The following is a 13,988-nucleotide window of genomic DNA, read 5'->3' as shown; positions in this document are numbered from 1 at the left end:
CTGTAGGCGCAAATTCATTCGCGAAAGGTATTTGAAGTACGAAAGACGCGGGGAAGCCCTCATGAATCGGTCTCCCCATCCTTGACCAGCGGCAGCCACAGCACGAAGGTTGTACCGCCTGCCGGATACTCTGCACTCAGGCTGCCACCTGCTGCCGCTGCGAGGCTGGCGGAAAGGGTCAGGCCCAGTCCCAGGCCCTGTTCACCGGGTTTGGTGGTGAAAAACGGCTCGAACAGATGCTTGCGGGCCTCGTCGTCGATGCCATGGCCGTTGTCACGCACGCGCAGACGATAGCGATCCTCGACAACCTCGCCCTCAAGCCACAACTCGGGTTTGGGCTGGGCATGCATTGCGTCCAGGGCATTGCCGATCAGGTTGACCAGAATCTGTTCCAGTCGGGTCTGATCGATTCCCAGCCCGGCATCGGTGAAGTCCTGATGCAGGTCCAGGGCAAAGTTCTCGAGCCTGACGCTCAACAACTGCAAGGCAGCCTCCACGGCCTTGCGCAACTGCGCCTGGCCCTGATCGTTGCCGCGTCGGGCGAAGGCTCGCAGGCTGGCAGTGATGCGACCCATGCGGTCCACCAGCTCGTTGATGGTCCGCAGGTTGGTGCTGGCGGTGTCCAGAGCGCCGCGTTCGAGGAAACGAACGGTATTGCCGGACAGGGTGCGCAATGCGGCCAGCGGCTGGTTGAGTTCGTGGGCGATGCTGGTGGACATCTGCCCGATAGCCGCCAGCTTGCCCGCCTGAACCAGTTCGTCCTGGGCCTTGCGCAGTGTGTCTTCGGCCTGTCGGCGTTCCCGGATCTGCGCCTTGAGTCGTTCGTTGCTGGCGCGCAGATGCTCGGTACGCTCGGCAATCTTGCGTTCCAGTTCGTCATTGGCGGCCTGCAAGGCTTCACGGGCCGCAAGCCGGGTGGAAATCACCTTGCGACGCTCGTTCCAGGCAATCAGCAGAAAGGCCACCAGCGCACAGGCCACGGCGACCAGCATGCCCTGGCTGGCGGCTTCGCGGCGCAGGTCTTCGAGCGGTGTCAGCAGGGTCAGGTGCCAGGGTGTGTCGCTCAACTGGCGGGTCTGGGCCAGATAGCTGACCTGGGTGTGCTCGCGGTCGACGCTGACATTGGCCGGGAAGGTGAGCTTTTCGACACCTTCGGCCAGGGTTTCGCGCTCCAGCGGCACCAGTTCGTTCAGCGGCCACCAGTAATATTGCAGGCTGCGCGCCAGACGTTCCTTGATGGTGGGGTTCAGCGGGCGTACCGACTTCAGGCGGCGTGCCGGGTCGCTGGACAGGATGATGATGCCGTTTTCATCGCTGACAAAGGCTTCCATGCGCGCCCGTTGCCAGCGTTCTTCCAGTGCTTCGAGGCGCACCTTGATGACGGCGACGCCAATGATCCGGCCTCTTTCTTCCAGCCCGTGGGCCAGGTAATAACCGGACTCGCCTACGGTGGTGCCGATTCCGTAGAAGCGGCCGGGCAAGCCTCGCACGGCATCCTGAAAATAGGCGCGGAACGACAGGTCTTCGCCCTGGTAACTGTCAGCATCGCGCCAGTTGCTGGTGGCCAGCACGCGGCCGGTGGTGTCGATGACATAAATGGCGCGGCTGCGACTGCGGCGGTTGAGGCCTTCAAGGTAACTGTTGACCTTGCCCTGCAGGTCGGGAGTGGGATTTCTCAGAAGTTGCGAAACACTGGATTCAAGCTCCAGGACGCTGGGCAGATAGGTGTACTTGTTGATTTCGCTTTCGACCGTACGGGCATGCAGCTCCAGCTGGCGTTCGCCATTTTCGCTGAGGCTCTTGATGCCATGGGTCTCGCTGAACAGATAAGCGATATAGCCCAGGCCGATCATCAGCATGAGGATCAGCGGAGGCAGAAACAGTTGGCGTATCAGACGGGGTTTCACGGCGAGTGATGGCGGCGCAGCGTTATAGATATGAGGGTCGCATTTCATCACAGTCGTCCTGAGCCGAACAGCTACCCACACCCCGGGAAGCGGGGCAGGGTAGCGAACGGTATTTCCTAGTGCTGGAGGATCTTGGCGAGGAACTGCTGGGCACGTTCGGAGCGTGCGCTGACATCACCGAAAAACTCTTCCTTGGCGCAGTCTTCGACGATCTGGCCCTTGTCCATGAAGATCACGCGGTTGGCCACTTTGCGGGCGAAGCCCATTTCGTGGGTCACGCACATCATGGTCATGCCTTCGTGAGCCAGTTGAACCATCACGTCGAGCACTTCGTTGACCATTTCCGGGTCGAGGGCGGAGGTCGGTTCGTCGAACAGCATGACCACCGGGTCCATCGCCAGGGCGCGGGCAATCGCCACACGCTGCTGCTGACCACCGGAAAGCTGGCCGGGATGCTTGTGGGCGTGGGCGGAAAGCCCCACGCGATCCAGCAGCTTCAGGCCTTTCTCGGTGGCTTCGGCCTTGCTGCGGCCCAGTACCTTGATCTGCGCGATGGTCAGGTTTTCCACGATGCTCAGGTGCGGGAACAGCTCGAAATGCTGGAACACCATGCCGACCCGCGAACGGAGTTTCGGCAGGTCGGTCTTCGGATCGGAGATCGAAGTGCCGTCGACCACGATGTCGCCTTTCTGGAAAGGCTCCAGGGCGTTCACGCATTTGATCAGGGTCGATTTGCCGGAACCGGACGGACCGCAGACCACGACCACTTCACCCTTGCTGACCTCGGTGCTGCAATCGGTCAGTACCTGGAAGTCCCCATACCACTTGTTGACGTTCTTGATGGAAATCATATGGCAAACCTTTTTTGCAGACGCTTCACCAGCAACGAGGCGGCAAAGCTGATCGTGAAATACACCAGACCGGCGATGATCAGGAATTCATTGGCGCGACCGATGATGTCGCCACTGGCGCGCGAGGCATTGAGGAAGTCCACCAGACCGACCGTGTACACCAGAGAGGTGTCCTGAAACAGAATGATGCTCTGTTGCAGCAACAGCGGAGTCATCTTGCGAAATGCCTGAGGCAGGATGATCAGGCGCATCATTTGCCCGTAGGTCATGCCCAGGGCCTTGGCGGCACCCATCTGCCCCTTGGAGATGGACTGCACACCGGCACGCACGATTTCGCAGAAGTACGCGGCCTCGAACATCATGAACGCCACGACGCAGGAGGTGAACGCACCGATCGGCGTGTCTTCCCCGGTGATCCAGCGCAGCACGAACGGCACCGCCAGATAGAACCAGGTGATGACCAGCAGCAGCGGGATCGAGCGGAAATAGTTGACGTAAGCGCCCGCTATATTGGCCAGCAGCTTGTTCGATGACAGGCGCATCAAGGCCAGGATGGTGCCGATGACAAGACCGCCGACGATGCCCAGGGCCATCAGTTTCAGGGTCATGACCATGCCGTTCCACAGGCCTGGAATGGCCGGAACGATTCCACTGAAGTCCATTATTTACCCCCCAGGGAGATCAGTCCCGGTACTGCGACTTTCTTCTCGACCAGACGCATCAGCAACATCAGGCTCATGTTCAGGGTGAAGTAGATCAGTGTCGCCAGCGTGAACGCTTCGAACAGGTTCGCGGAGAACTCGGCGGTCTGCTTGGTCTGCGCCAGCAGCTCCATCAGGCCGATCAGCGACGCCACCGAAGAGTTCTTGAAGACGTTCAGGAATTCGGAGGTAAGTGGCGGAATGATGATCCGGTAAGCCTGTGGCAGCAGCACGTTCCAGTAGATCTGCGGCAGTTTGAAACCCATGGCGCGAGCCGCGGATTCCTGGCCTTTTGGCAGGGCCTCGATACCGGTGCGCACTTGTTCGCAAACCCGTGCAGCGGTGAACAGGCCCAGGCAGATCACGACGCTCAGAAATGCCGAGGTCGTCGGGTTGAGGTCTTGCTTGTACCACTCCTGCAGGTTTTCAGGCAGCAGGTCGGGCACCAGGAAGTACCAGATGAACAGCTGCACCAGCAGTGGCACATTACGGAAGATTTCCACGTAGATCGTGGCGATGCCAGCCACCAGGCGGCTTGGCACGGTACGCATGACACCGAGTATGGAACCCAGTATCAAGGCAATGATCCACGCGGCCACAGCAATGGCGATGGTCCAGCCCAGACCGGAAATGAACCAGTCCAGATAGGTTTCGCTGCCGACACCGGTGGACTTGAAGAATACGCCCCAGTCCCAGTTGTAATTCATCAGGGTCTCCCCCTCTTGTTGTCGAAATGCACGCACCCGTCTCGCATGAATCCGTTCGAGCCCTTATGCACTCCAGACTCGCCTTCAGACTCCGTCCTGGCGTTTATCGTCTGGGTACAGTGAGTGATGAGCGGTTTTCCGAACAGGTGGCAGCCTGTTCGGAAAACCGTGAGGTCACGGTGTGTCGGTTACTCAGATTTTCTTGGCTTCGGCGGCCTTGTCGTTCGGCTCGGCGATCAGCTTTTTCAGCTCGTCGCTCATCGGGAACTGCAGGTTCAGGCCTTTTGGTGGAATCGGCGACTGGAACCACTTGTTGTAGATGGTGTTGATTTCGCCCGACTTGTAAGTGGCGACGATGGCGTCATCGACGGCCTTCTTGAACGGAGCGTCGCCTTTGCGAACCATGCAGCCGTAGATTTCATAGGATTGTGGCGTGCCGGTCACAGCCCAGTCGGTCGGCTTCTTGGCCTTGGCCATTTCGCCGGCCAGCAGGGCGTCGTCCATCATGAAGGCAACGGCGCGGCCCGACTCCAGCATCTGGAAGGACTCGCCGTGGTCTTTGGCGGAGATCACGTTCATGCCCATCTGCTTGTCGGCGTTCATCGCCTTGAGGATGCGCTCGGACGTGGTGCCGGCGGTGGTCACGACGTTCTTGCCTTTCAGGTCGTCGAAGTCCTTATAGGACGAATCGGCCTTGGACAGCAGGCGGGTACCGATCTCGAAAATGCCGACCGAGAAGTCCACTTGCTGCTGGCGCTCGACGTTGTTGGTGGTGGAACCGCATTCCACGTCGACGGTGCCGTTCTGCACCAGCGGGATACGGGTCTGGGAGGTGACCAGGTTGTACTTGACCTTCAGGTCGGGGATGTCGAGTTCTTTCTTGATGGCTTCAACGATTTTCAGCTGGATATCGTGGGAGTAGCCAACCGGGATGCCGGAAGCATCGGCAATGTAGGAAAACGGGATGGACGCGTCACGGTGACCGAGGGTGATGGTGCCTGATTCTTTGATCTTCTTCAGTGTGCCGGTCAATTCTTCTGCGAGAACTGGAGTGCTGATCAGAGTGGCAGCGATTGCTGCGCCCAACAGTTGGGGAACGATACGCATCGATGAATCCTCGAATTCGTTTTTATTAAGATTTCTCAGTGAATGCTTCAACGGCGTCCGGGCTAGACACACGCGACAGTCGAAGCGATCGACGAAAAGTGTAGAGCATGAGTCGTGCCAAGGATTTTGATATTGGTCAAGTATTTGATTTTATTGAATTTAATAATGAAATGCGTGGGCTTTGAGAGTTGCCTGTGTCCGGCTTTCCGAACCCCGGATAATGGGCTGTTCGGAAAACCGAATGAGGGGGCAGGAGTGAGTTTTTACGACTGATTGGATCTGAAGTGGGAGGCAGCTTGCTGGCGACTGTAAGTGTGAAGTGAGGCGAAAAAGATGCATTGGCTTCACTGGTCTTGTCGCGAGCAAACTCCTTCCCACTGCATCATTTGTGTGAGGCCGCTTGCTCGCGACGGTGCTCAGAAGTCATAACGTGCAGTCATGCCCAGCGTGCGGGGTGCGCCCAGCAGGCCGCCGTAACCGCCGTTGGGTTCGCTCCACAGGGTCGTGTAATAGGTCTTGTCGAAGGCATTCTTCAGCCACAGCGAAACATCCCACTGGCCCTGACCCAGATCCCCGCGCAAGCCGGTGCTCAGGTTGACGACGGCGTAGCTGGGAATCTGCGCGTAATCGGAGTCTTCAACGGTGCCCACGGCTTTGGAGCGGAACGCATAGCTGGCCGTGACGTACTCTTGCAGGCCGTTATCCAGGCCCCACTTGTACTCGCCATTGACGTTGGCGATGTATTTGGACGCCCCGACCACCTGATGGCCGCTCAGGTCGCACGAAGCAGGTGCTCCGGCCAGCAGGCTGACTTCAGGCGGGCAAGGCGCATCTTTGTAAGAGGTGTAACGGACATCGTTGTAGGAGCCATTGATGTTCAGCGTCAGCCCGCGAATCGGCAAAATGGTGCTTTCCAGTTCCAGGCCGCGAGATCGTACGGTGCCGGCGTTGGTCAGGTACTGCACGCGGTTGTCGTTGTCATAGGCGTTGGTCTGGTAGCCGTTGACCTGGGTCCAGAACAGGTTGGCGTTGAGTTGCAGGCGACGATCCCAGAGGGTGCTTTTCAGGCCCAGTTCTGCGTTGTTGGCGCGTTCGGTACCGATCAGCAGCGAATCGGCACCGGCGGTGGGTGCCGTTCCGACCGCCAGATTGACCCCGCCGGATTTCTCGCCGTGGGACAATGTGGCGTAGCCCAGCAGATCATCGGTGAAGTGGTAGCTCAGGTTGAGCATGCCCGAAGGGCTGGCGGTGTACTGGCTCAGATCACCCGATTCGTAGGCACCTGTGCGGGCATTGCGTGCGGCCAGGGCCGCTCCGGTGAGCGTGGCACCGCCTTGCGGAGCATCGCGTTGCACCCAGGCATTCTTCTCTTCGTACGTGCCGCGAACACCGGCGGTGAAATCCAGTTTTGGCGTGAGGTGCCAGGTGCCCTGGGCGAAGAGGGCGAAGCTGTCGGTTTCGATATGGCCTTTGCCCAGGCTGTTGACGTCGGCCAGTGCGCCGGTCGGCGTGCCATTCCAGATATCGGCCTGAGGGCCGTAGTTGGTGAACGAGGTGTTATCCAGATCGGAACCGAAGTAGTACGCGCCGACGACGTAATCGAAGAAACCACCGGTGGGTGACGCCAGGCGTAACTCCTGGGACCACTGCTTGTCTTCCACCGACACCCCGCCATTGTAGGAGGCCGAAGCATTGAGCCCGTCATCGTTGCGTGGCGTGAAGTTCCACCAGCGATAAGAACTCACGGAGGTCAGGGTGAAGTCGTTGGCCAGTTTCCAGTTGGCTTCCAGGGAAGTGCCGCCCTGATGCACGGTCACGCGCTGGTCGCTGTTGAGGTTGACCTTGCGATGCGAGCCATCCACCAGCGTTGCGCCTGCTGCGGCAGCACGGCTTTCGTAGCGATTGACCCCGTTGATGGTCGGCCCGGTGCTGAACAGGGCGCGGGTCCCGGCGCTGGAGCTTTCCTCGTTGTAGTCGGCAATCCAGCGCAGGCTGAAATCTTCGTTGGGCTTGAACAGCAGCTGTCCACGGAAGCCTTCGCGAGCACCGCCGCCGAGTTTGTTGCCGTCGAAGACGTTGTCCAGATCGCCGTCGCTACGGCTGCGATAGGCTGAGAAGCGTCCGGCCAGTTGATCGTTGAGAGGACCGGAAATCGTGCCCTTGGTCTGGAAATACCCCCGCTCGCCGATGGACGTCTCGATGCTGCGTTCCGGAGTAAAGCTGGGGGCGCGGGTGTTGATATTCAGGACGCCGGCCGTGGTGTTCTTGCCGAACAGGGTTCCTTGCGGGCCGCGCAGCACTTCCAGTTGCTCGATGTCCATGAGGTCGAACACTGCCATTCCCGGACGCCCCAGATAGACGTTGTCGATGTACAGGCCAACGCTGCCTTCCAGCCCGTCGCTGGCCGGGTTATTACCCAGTCCGCGGATCGAGACGCTCGATTGTCGGGCATGCATGTAAGCCACGTTCAGGCTCGGCACCAGTTGTTGCAGATCCTGGATCTGATAGATCCGCTGGCTTTCCAGCGCAGCCCCGTCCAGCACGCTGATGGGCGTAGGCACGTTCTGCGAGCTTTCCTCTCGGCGGCGGGTGGTGACGGTGACCGTCTTGAGTCTTGTTTCATCTGCCGTGGTGCCGCTGTCGGGTCTTGCAGCGCTGGTCGTGGACGGGGTTTCGGATGCGTGGGCAAGGGAAAAGCCTGCACAGCCTGCCAGCAACAGGGCGAGCGGCAAACGCTTGAGTCGCCCGGTGGCGATAGGGGTGGCGGATTGTTGGGCATTCATGTCGCGGCTCCTGTGATGCAATGCCAAGGTCGGTCATTCCTTCTGCATTACTAATATTCTTTTTAGTTATTTCAATATGTATTTATAAGGTTTTACTGAATAAGAGATTGCCTTTATAAGGAGTGCTACCGAGGCAGAGCAAATGCATTTGCCCGATACTTTTCATGTGAAAAATGCATATCGACCTTCGCCAACTCCGACACCTTATTGCTCTGGCCGAGCATCGAAGCTTCGTCGCCGCCGCTGTGGCGGTGAACCTCTCGCAATCCGCTTTCAGCCGCAGCATCCAGGCGCTGGAGCACAGCGTCGGTTGCCAGTTGATCGATCGGGTGAGCAAAGACCTGACGCCGACCCAGCAAGGGCAGGTGGTGCTTGAACATGCGCGGCGTCTGGTCAGCGGTGCGAGACAACTGACCAGCGAGATCAGCCAGTTCAATGCGCTGGAAGCGGGTGAGCTGCGTTTCGGTTGCGGCCCGGCTCCGGCGTCGGGCCTGGTGCCTCGTGCCATAGGCCGTTTCATCAGCCGTTTGCCCAAGGCCCGGGTGCATTTTCAGGTGGATGACTGGCAGAGCCTGGGCAAGCGCCTGCTCAACGAAGAGTTCGAGTTTTTCGTGGCGGACACCCGGCAGTTCGAGGCCGACCCCGCTTATGTCACCCACAAGCTGCGGCCTCGCAAATGGCACTTCTGCTGCCGCGCCGGGCATCCACTGGCGCAGCGCGAGACCGTCACTGCCAGCGAATTGTTGAGCTTCCCGCTGGCCGCGACCCTGCGGCCACCGAATCTGCGCAAGGTGCTGGCCGACCTGAGCGGCCAGCCGGATTTCGCTCCCAATGTCGAATGCGAAAACACCTTCAGCCTGCTGGCTGTGGTGATGAATTCCGATGCAATCGGCATCAGCGGCTCCTACAGCGATGCACTCTATTACGCCCGGCAGGAACTGGTGCGTTTGCGCATCGAAGGGCTTGATGACCAGTGCGAAGAGTTGTACACCCGCTATGGCATTGTCAGTCGTGCGGGTTATCGGTTGTCGCCACTGGCTCAGGAAATGATCGAAGAGATCAAGAACATCGATCAGGCGGAGGATGCTGCCCACGAATCGTTGCTGACCAATCTGGCGGTCTGAAACCGTCCGCCATGCAGATCTTGCATATCAACTATTCAACAAATGCACTTGCTGAATACCCGCCCGGATCGCGAAATAGCCGCCATTACAGGCTGCACAGCAATGGACCGAATCATGAACAAATCCATACGACACTTTTTCAAGCCCCTGCTGGGCGTGCTTCTCGCCGGCCTGCTGGGCAGTGCCCAGGCCAGCGATGAAGGGCTGACCATCCGCATCGGCTCGCCGGATCAAGGCGCCGGAAGCCAGCCGTTCGTGCAGGGCGTGGTGGGGCTGGCGCATATCCAGCAGCAGCTTGAACAGGAGTTCGCCGCTTCGGGCGTGAAAGTGCAATGGCATTTCTTCAAAGGTGCAGGGCCTGCGGTCAACGAAGCCCTGGCCAACCAGCAACTGGATTTCGCCTGGCTGGGCGACCTGGCGGCAATCATCGGGCGTTCCAGCGGCTTGCAGACTCGTCTGTTGCTGGGCGCTCGCGGTGCCAACATGTATCTGGCCGTCACGCCGCAATCGGGTATCAAGCAACTGGCCGATCTCAAGGGCAAGCGGGTCGCGGTCTACCGTGGCACGGCGGATCAACTGTCCTTTGCCCGGGCGCTGGAAAGTCAGGGCCTGAAAGAGCGTGACCTGCAAATCATCAGCCTGGACTGGGCTGCCGCCAGGGCCGCGCTGGTCAGTGGGCAGATCGATGCGACCTGGTCGGGCATGGGCGTGCTGGGTTTAGAGAGCAAGGGCATTCTGTTTCCGCTGAGCACTAAGCAACTGTCCCGCCAGTCCACTACCCAGGCCGGGCTGATCGGTACTCAGGCCTTTATCGACCAGCATCCGGAACTGACCCAGCGTCTGCTCAAGGTGCTGGTCAAGAACGCTTTCTGGCTGAGCGATCCCGGTAGCCTGGCGGAGTACAGCAAGCTGATGGGCGACAGAAGCTCCACGCCCGCGGCCTTGTTTGTGCGTGAATTGAAAGACGATGACCTGAAATTCCGCAACTCGCCGCGCATCGATCCGTTCCTCAAGTCGGCCCTGCAGGACAGCGTCGAGCAGGCCAGAAAACTGGGCCTGATCCGCCGCACGTTCTCTGTCGATGAGTGGGTCGAGCCCCGATTTGTCGAAGAGGCTGTACAAGAGCGAAAACTGACGGGCTTCTGGCCTGAATACGACGCCGCTGGCAACGCTCTCTGACCTGACAGGTAATCCCCCATGACTGCAATCAAGAACGTGCTGTACATCATGTGCGACCAACTGCGCCGTGACTATCTGTCGTGCTACGGCCACCCGCATCTGCACACCCCGAATATCGATCGGTTGGCGCAGGCGGGCGTGCGCTTCGCCCGCGCCTATACCCAGGGCACCATCTGCGGACCGTCGCGGATGTCGGCCTATACGGGCCGTTACGTCAGCAGCCATCAGGTGGCCTGGAACTCCGTGCCGCTGCCGCTGGATGAACTCACCATTGGCGACTACCTGCGCCCGGCCGGAATCCGTACCGCGCTGGTGGGCAAGACCCATGCCACGCCCAATCTGGATGCCCAGCAACGTCTGGCGCTTGAGCCTGAGAGTGAGCAGGCCGAGAACCTCAACGAAGTCGGGTTCGAGGCGTTCTTTCGTCACGACGGCATCTACCCGGACGATCCGGTTTTTGCCGACAAGCGCGAAAGCGCACCTTACACCCATCACCTGCGCAGTCTGGGTTTCACCGGGGTCAATCCCTGGCATGACTGGGCCAATGCCGCTGAGGGCGAGAATGGCGAAATCCTCAGTGGCTGGAAAATGCGCCATTCGCATCTGCCGGCCCGCATCGAGGAGCAGCATTCGGAAACCGTCTACACCACTGACCGCGCCATCGACTTCATGGCGGAGCAGGGTGAGCAACCCTGGTGCCTGCATCTTTCATACATCAAGCCGCACTGGCCTTATATCGCTCCGGCGCCTTACCACGCGCTTTACGGCAAGGAACATGTGATTGCGCCGATTCGTGCCGAGGCGGGCAAGGAGAGCGATCATCCGGTTTACGCAGCATTTCGTGAGCATCAGGAAAGCCGCAATTTCTCCCGCGAGGAAGTGCGTCTGAATGTCATCCCCACCTACATGGGGCTGGTGAAACAGGTGGACGATCAGCTCGGGCGGCTGTTCGATGTGATGCAAAGCACTGGCCGCTGGGACGACACACTGATTGTCTTTACCAGCGACCACGGCGATTTCCTTGGCGATCACTATCTGGGCGAGAAGGAGTTTCTGCTCGAACCGGCCGTAGGGGTGCCGTTGATCGTGCGCGACCCGCGTCCGGCGGCCGACGTGACCCGTGGCAGCGTCGATGAGCGTCTGGTGGAAACCATCGATGCCTTGCCGACCTTTCTCGACGCACTGGGCTTGCCGGGTGCCGGGCACCGTCTGGAAGGCCGGTCGCTGATTCCGCTGCTGCATGGTCAGCAACCGCAATGGCGCCAGTTCGCGATTGCCGAATACGACTATGCATTCCAGGCTCCTGCCCGTGAGCGCCTGGGGCAGCCCATCGACCGTTGCCGGATGTACATGGTGCGTAGCGAGCGTTTCAAGTATCTGGCCTATGACGGTTTCCGCGCCCAGTTGTTTGACCTGGAAAACGATCCTCGGGAACTCAACGATCTGGGAGCCGATCCGGCTTTCGCTCATGTGCGCGAGCAGCACCAGAGCTATCTGTTCGACTGGTTGCGCAGCCTGAAGCGGCGCACGACGATCAGCAACGAGGAAATCGATCTGCGCGGACAGCGCTTCCGTTATGGCGAGCAGGAAGAGAACGCCATGGTACAGATCGGCGTCTGGTGAAACATCGCGGGCGTGTGAGCGCCCGCGAACCTTTCCGGTCAGGCACCTTTTATGGTGACGCTGTTTTGCCCGGCGACACCCACCGGGACTTCGCCTTTCAGGGTAACGCGACGCACGATGCGTTCCTGCTGGCCATAGTCGTCCACGGCATAATGCTGGGTCGAGCGGTTATCCCAGATCGCCACGTCTCCTGCTGTCCAGCGCCAGCGCACGGTATTTTCCAGGCGCGTGACATGGCTTTGCAGCAAGCTGAAAAGATGGGCCGAATCGGTTGCCGAATACCCTTTGATGCGTTTGACGAAGTGGCCGAGCAGCAGGCTTCTCTCGCCGCTCAGCGGATGTACCCGCACCACCGGATGTTCGGTTTCGTACACGGTAGAGGCGAATACCTTGCGGTACTGCTCAAGCTTTTCCGAGGTCACGCCAGGCTTGATGCCCGCGTAATCATATTCATTGCTGTGCACAGCCCAGAGCTTGTCGGCCAGTTCGCGTATTTCCGGCGTCAGGTCGTTGTAGGCGGCAGCCGTATTGGCCCAGACGGTATCGCCACCGGAGGCCGGTGCGATGACCGAGCGCAGGATCGAAGCCTTGGGGTAGGCGTCCACAAAGGTGACATCCGTGTGCCAGGAGTTGGCGCGCTGACCATCGGCACCGCTCAGTTGCATGAGGTAGCGAGTCCCGTCGCGCACCGGCACCGTCGGGTGAGCGATGGGTTCGCCCAGCAGTCTGGCGAAGGCTTCCTGGCTCTGATCGTCCAGATGCGTCTGGCCACGAAAGAACAGCACTTTGTACTGCACCAGTGCGGCCTGAATGGCGTCTACGGTGGCGGCATCCAGATCCGCGCTCAACGCGATGCCATTGACCTGCGCGCCGATACGGCCGGCAATCGGTTGGATATCCAGCGTCACGGGGATGGGGTGGGTTGCAAGTGCTGCCTGGCTCATGGCAAATCCTCTTTGTCTATGGTTATAACCATAATGTCTATCGGGTGTTTATTTTGTTCTTTGACGGCATAAGAGCTTGCATTTAAAACCTCAACCCACTCACCAGGCCAATACCTTTGGCCTCATTTTCAAATGCCTGGAATGCATATGGATCTGCGTCAGTTACGCTACTTCATCGCACTGAACGAGCACCGCAGTTTCGTGCGTGCCGCAGACGCCATGGGGATTACCCAACCGGCGTTCAGTCGCAGTATCCAGGGCCTGGAGCAAGAGTTCGGTTGCGTGCTGGTGGAGCGCGCCAACAAGGACCTGCGACCCACGCCGGAAGGGCATGTGGTGTTGCAACATGCATTGCGGCTGGTGCAAGGCGCGGCGTTGCTGAGCAGCGAAGTGGCGCAGATGACCAAGCTCGATGCCGGTGAAATCCGCTTTGGCTCCGGCCCGGCGCCAGCCATGAGCCTGATCCCTGAGGCCATGTCCCGTTTCATCGAGGCCCACCCCGGTGTGCGTGCCTACCTGGAGGTGAACAATTGGCAAAAACTGGCCCGCAGCCTGGCGCGGGAAGAGATCGAATTCTTCGTGGCCGACACCCGCCAGTTCGAGTCAGACCCCAATTTCCAGACTCGCGCTCTGACGGCACGACGCGGGATGTTCTTTTGCCGGGCAGGGCATCCGTTGCTGAGCAAGGAAAGCCTGTCCACCAACGACATGTTCGACTACCCGCTGGGCGCGACACTGATCCCGCCAGGCATCCGCAAGGGGCTGGCCAACCTCAGCGGCCGTTCCGACTTCACCCTGCATATCGAAACCGCCCACTTCCCGGTCCTGATGAAGATCGTGCAGCGCTCCAACGTCATCGGCATCGGTCCGCAAGAGGCACTGGAGCAGGACATCGCCAACGGTACCCTGGCCCGCCTGCACTGGCGCAACCTGCCTGATGAACTCGACAGCCTGAGCGCGCGCTACGGCATCGTCAGCCGGGCGGGCTTCAGACTGTCGCCCGCGGCGCGGGCGATGATTGAGGTGATTGTCGAGGTGGATGGGGGTAACGAATGATCCGGT

Annotated in this window: 11 protein-coding genes; 4 read left to right on the top strand and 7 right to left on the bottom strand. The window is 59.7% G+C overall.

Annotation, left to right across the window (positions count from 1 at the left end):
- Positions 1 to 59: 59 nt before the first annotated feature.
- The 6 genes from aauS to JSY17_RS23835 form a co-directional block, all read right to left on the bottom strand.
- Positions 60 to 1,955 carry a two-component sensor histidine kinase AauS gene (gene aauS / locus JSY17_RS23860; protein ID WP_117184158.1) on the bottom strand — a complete coding sequence of 632 codons (1,896 nt, stop codon included), beginning with the start codon at positions 1,953 to 1,955 and terminating at the stop codon, positions 60 to 62.
- A gap of 68 nt (positions 1,956 to 2,023) precedes the next feature.
- Positions 2,024 to 2,758 carry an amino acid ABC transporter ATP-binding protein gene (locus JSY17_RS23855; RefSeq protein WP_025261520.1) on the bottom strand — a complete coding sequence of 245 codons (735 nt, stop codon included), beginning with the start codon at positions 2,756 to 2,758 and terminating at the stop codon, positions 2,024 to 2,026.
- Positions 2,755 to 3,423, bottom strand: coding sequence for an amino acid ABC transporter permease (locus tag JSY17_RS23850; RefSeq protein WP_183133921.1), 669 nt, complete (start codon positions 3,421 to 3,423; stop codon positions 2,755 to 2,757). The genes JSY17_RS23855 and JSY17_RS23850 overlap by 4 nt, the downstream gene beginning before the upstream one ends.
- The gene (locus JSY17_RS23845) at positions 3,420 to 4,166 is read right to left on the bottom strand and encodes an amino acid ABC transporter permease (protein ID WP_117166017.1); all 747 of its coding nucleotides are present in this window, start codon (positions 4,164 to 4,166) and stop codon (positions 3,420 to 3,422) included. The genes JSY17_RS23850 and JSY17_RS23845 overlap by 4 nt, the downstream gene beginning before the upstream one ends.
- A gap of 192 nt (positions 4,167 to 4,358) precedes the next feature.
- Positions 4,359 to 5,273, bottom strand: a complete 915-nt coding sequence (locus JSY17_RS23840; RefSeq protein ID WP_117166018.1) for a glutamate/aspartate ABC transporter substrate-binding protein — start codon at positions 5,271 to 5,273, stop codon at positions 4,359 to 4,361.
- Between the two features lie 416 nt (positions 5,274 to 5,689).
- Positions 5,690 to 8,056: a TonB-dependent receptor gene (locus JSY17_RS23835; protein ID WP_206402615.1), complete on the bottom strand. Its 2,367-nt coding sequence runs from the start codon at positions 8,054 to 8,056 to the stop codon at positions 5,690 to 5,692.
- Positions 8,057 to 8,229: 173 nt separating this feature from the next.
- Here JSY17_RS23835 and JSY17_RS23830 point away from each other — a divergent pair, with 173 nt between their 5' ends.
- The 3 genes from JSY17_RS23830 to JSY17_RS23820 all read left to right on the top strand — a co-directional run bounded on the left by JSY17_RS23830 (position 8,230) and on the right by JSY17_RS23820 (position 11,982).
- Positions 8,230 to 9,180 (top strand): LysR family transcriptional regulator, encoded by a 951-nt coding sequence (locus JSY17_RS23830; protein ID WP_117184161.1) that lies wholly within the window; start codon positions 8,230 to 8,232, stop codon positions 9,178 to 9,180.
- 114 nt (positions 9,181 to 9,294) lie between these two features.
- The gene (locus JSY17_RS23825; RefSeq protein WP_117184162.1) at positions 9,295 to 10,359 is read left to right on the top strand and encodes an ABC transporter substrate-binding protein; all 1,065 of its coding nucleotides are present in this window, start codon (positions 9,295 to 9,297) and stop codon (positions 10,357 to 10,359) included.
- Positions 10,360 to 10,377: 18 nt separating this feature from the next.
- On the top strand, positions 10,378 to 11,982 hold the full coding sequence (locus tag JSY17_RS23820; RefSeq protein ID WP_206402617.1) for an alkaline phosphatase family protein: 1,605 nt from the start codon (positions 10,378 to 10,380) through the stop codon (positions 11,980 to 11,982).
- A gap of 38 nt (positions 11,983 to 12,020) precedes the next feature.
- On the opposite strand, the gene JSY17_RS23815 is transcribed toward JSY17_RS23820, so the two are convergent.
- A complete protein-coding gene (locus JSY17_RS23815) occupies positions 12,021 to 12,926 on the bottom strand; it encodes a TauD/TfdA dioxygenase family protein (RefSeq protein ID WP_206402619.1) in 906 nt (301 codons plus the stop codon).
- 147 nt (positions 12,927 to 13,073) lie between these two features.
- Here JSY17_RS23815 and JSY17_RS23810 point away from each other — a divergent pair, with 147 nt between their 5' ends.
- Positions 13,074 to 13,982: a LysR family transcriptional regulator gene (locus JSY17_RS23810; RefSeq protein ID WP_117184165.1), complete on the top strand. Its 909-nt coding sequence runs from the start codon at positions 13,074 to 13,076 to the stop codon at positions 13,980 to 13,982.
- Positions 13,983 to 13,988: the final 6 nt, after the last annotated feature.

The sequence above is a fragment of the Pseudomonas capsici genome (genome assembly GCF_017165765.1).
In the GTDB taxonomy this organism is placed as follows: Bacteria; Pseudomonadota; Gammaproteobacteria; order Pseudomonadales; family Pseudomonadaceae; genus Aquipseudomonas; species Aquipseudomonas capsici.
The sequence above is the reverse complement of the archived record's forward strand: the minus strand, read 5'-3'. Positions and strand labels throughout refer to the sequence as shown.

Excerpts from the sequence above, each read along its gene's own strand:
- aauS (WP_117184158.1), bottom strand. The coding sequence starts at position 1,955 with ATGAAATGCGACCCTCATATCTATAACGCTGCGCCGCCATCACTCGCC.
- JSY17_RS23855 (WP_025261520.1), bottom strand. The coding sequence starts at position 2,758 with ATGATTTCCATCAAGAACGTCAACAAGTGGTATGGGGACTTCCAGGTA.
- JSY17_RS23845 (WP_117166017.1), bottom strand. The coding sequence starts at position 4,166 with ATGAATTACAACTGGGACTGGGGCGTATTCTTCAAGTCCACCGGTGTC.
- JSY17_RS23840 (WP_117166018.1), bottom strand. The coding sequence starts at position 5,273 with ATGCGTATCGTTCCCCAACTGTTGGGCGCAGCAATCGCTGCCACTCTG.
- JSY17_RS23835 (WP_206402615.1), bottom strand. The coding sequence starts at position 8,056 with ATGAATGCCCAACAATCCGCCACCCCTATCGCCACCGGGCGACTCAAG.
- JSY17_RS23830 (WP_117184161.1), top strand. The coding sequence starts at position 8,230 with ATGCATATCGACCTTCGCCAACTCCGACACCTTATTGCTCTGGCCGAG.
- JSY17_RS23825 (WP_117184162.1), top strand. The coding sequence starts at position 9,295 with ATGAACAAATCCATACGACACTTTTTCAAGCCCCTGCTGGGCGTGCTT.
- JSY17_RS23820 (WP_206402617.1), top strand. The coding sequence starts at position 10,378 with ATGACTGCAATCAAGAACGTGCTGTACATCATGTGCGACCAACTGCGC.
- JSY17_RS23815 (WP_206402619.1), bottom strand. The coding sequence starts at position 12,926 with ATGAGCCAGGCAGCACTTGCAACCCACCCCATCCCCGTGACGCTGGAT.
- JSY17_RS23810 (WP_117184165.1), top strand. The coding sequence starts at position 13,074 with ATGGATCTGCGTCAGTTACGCTACTTCATCGCACTGAACGAGCACCGC.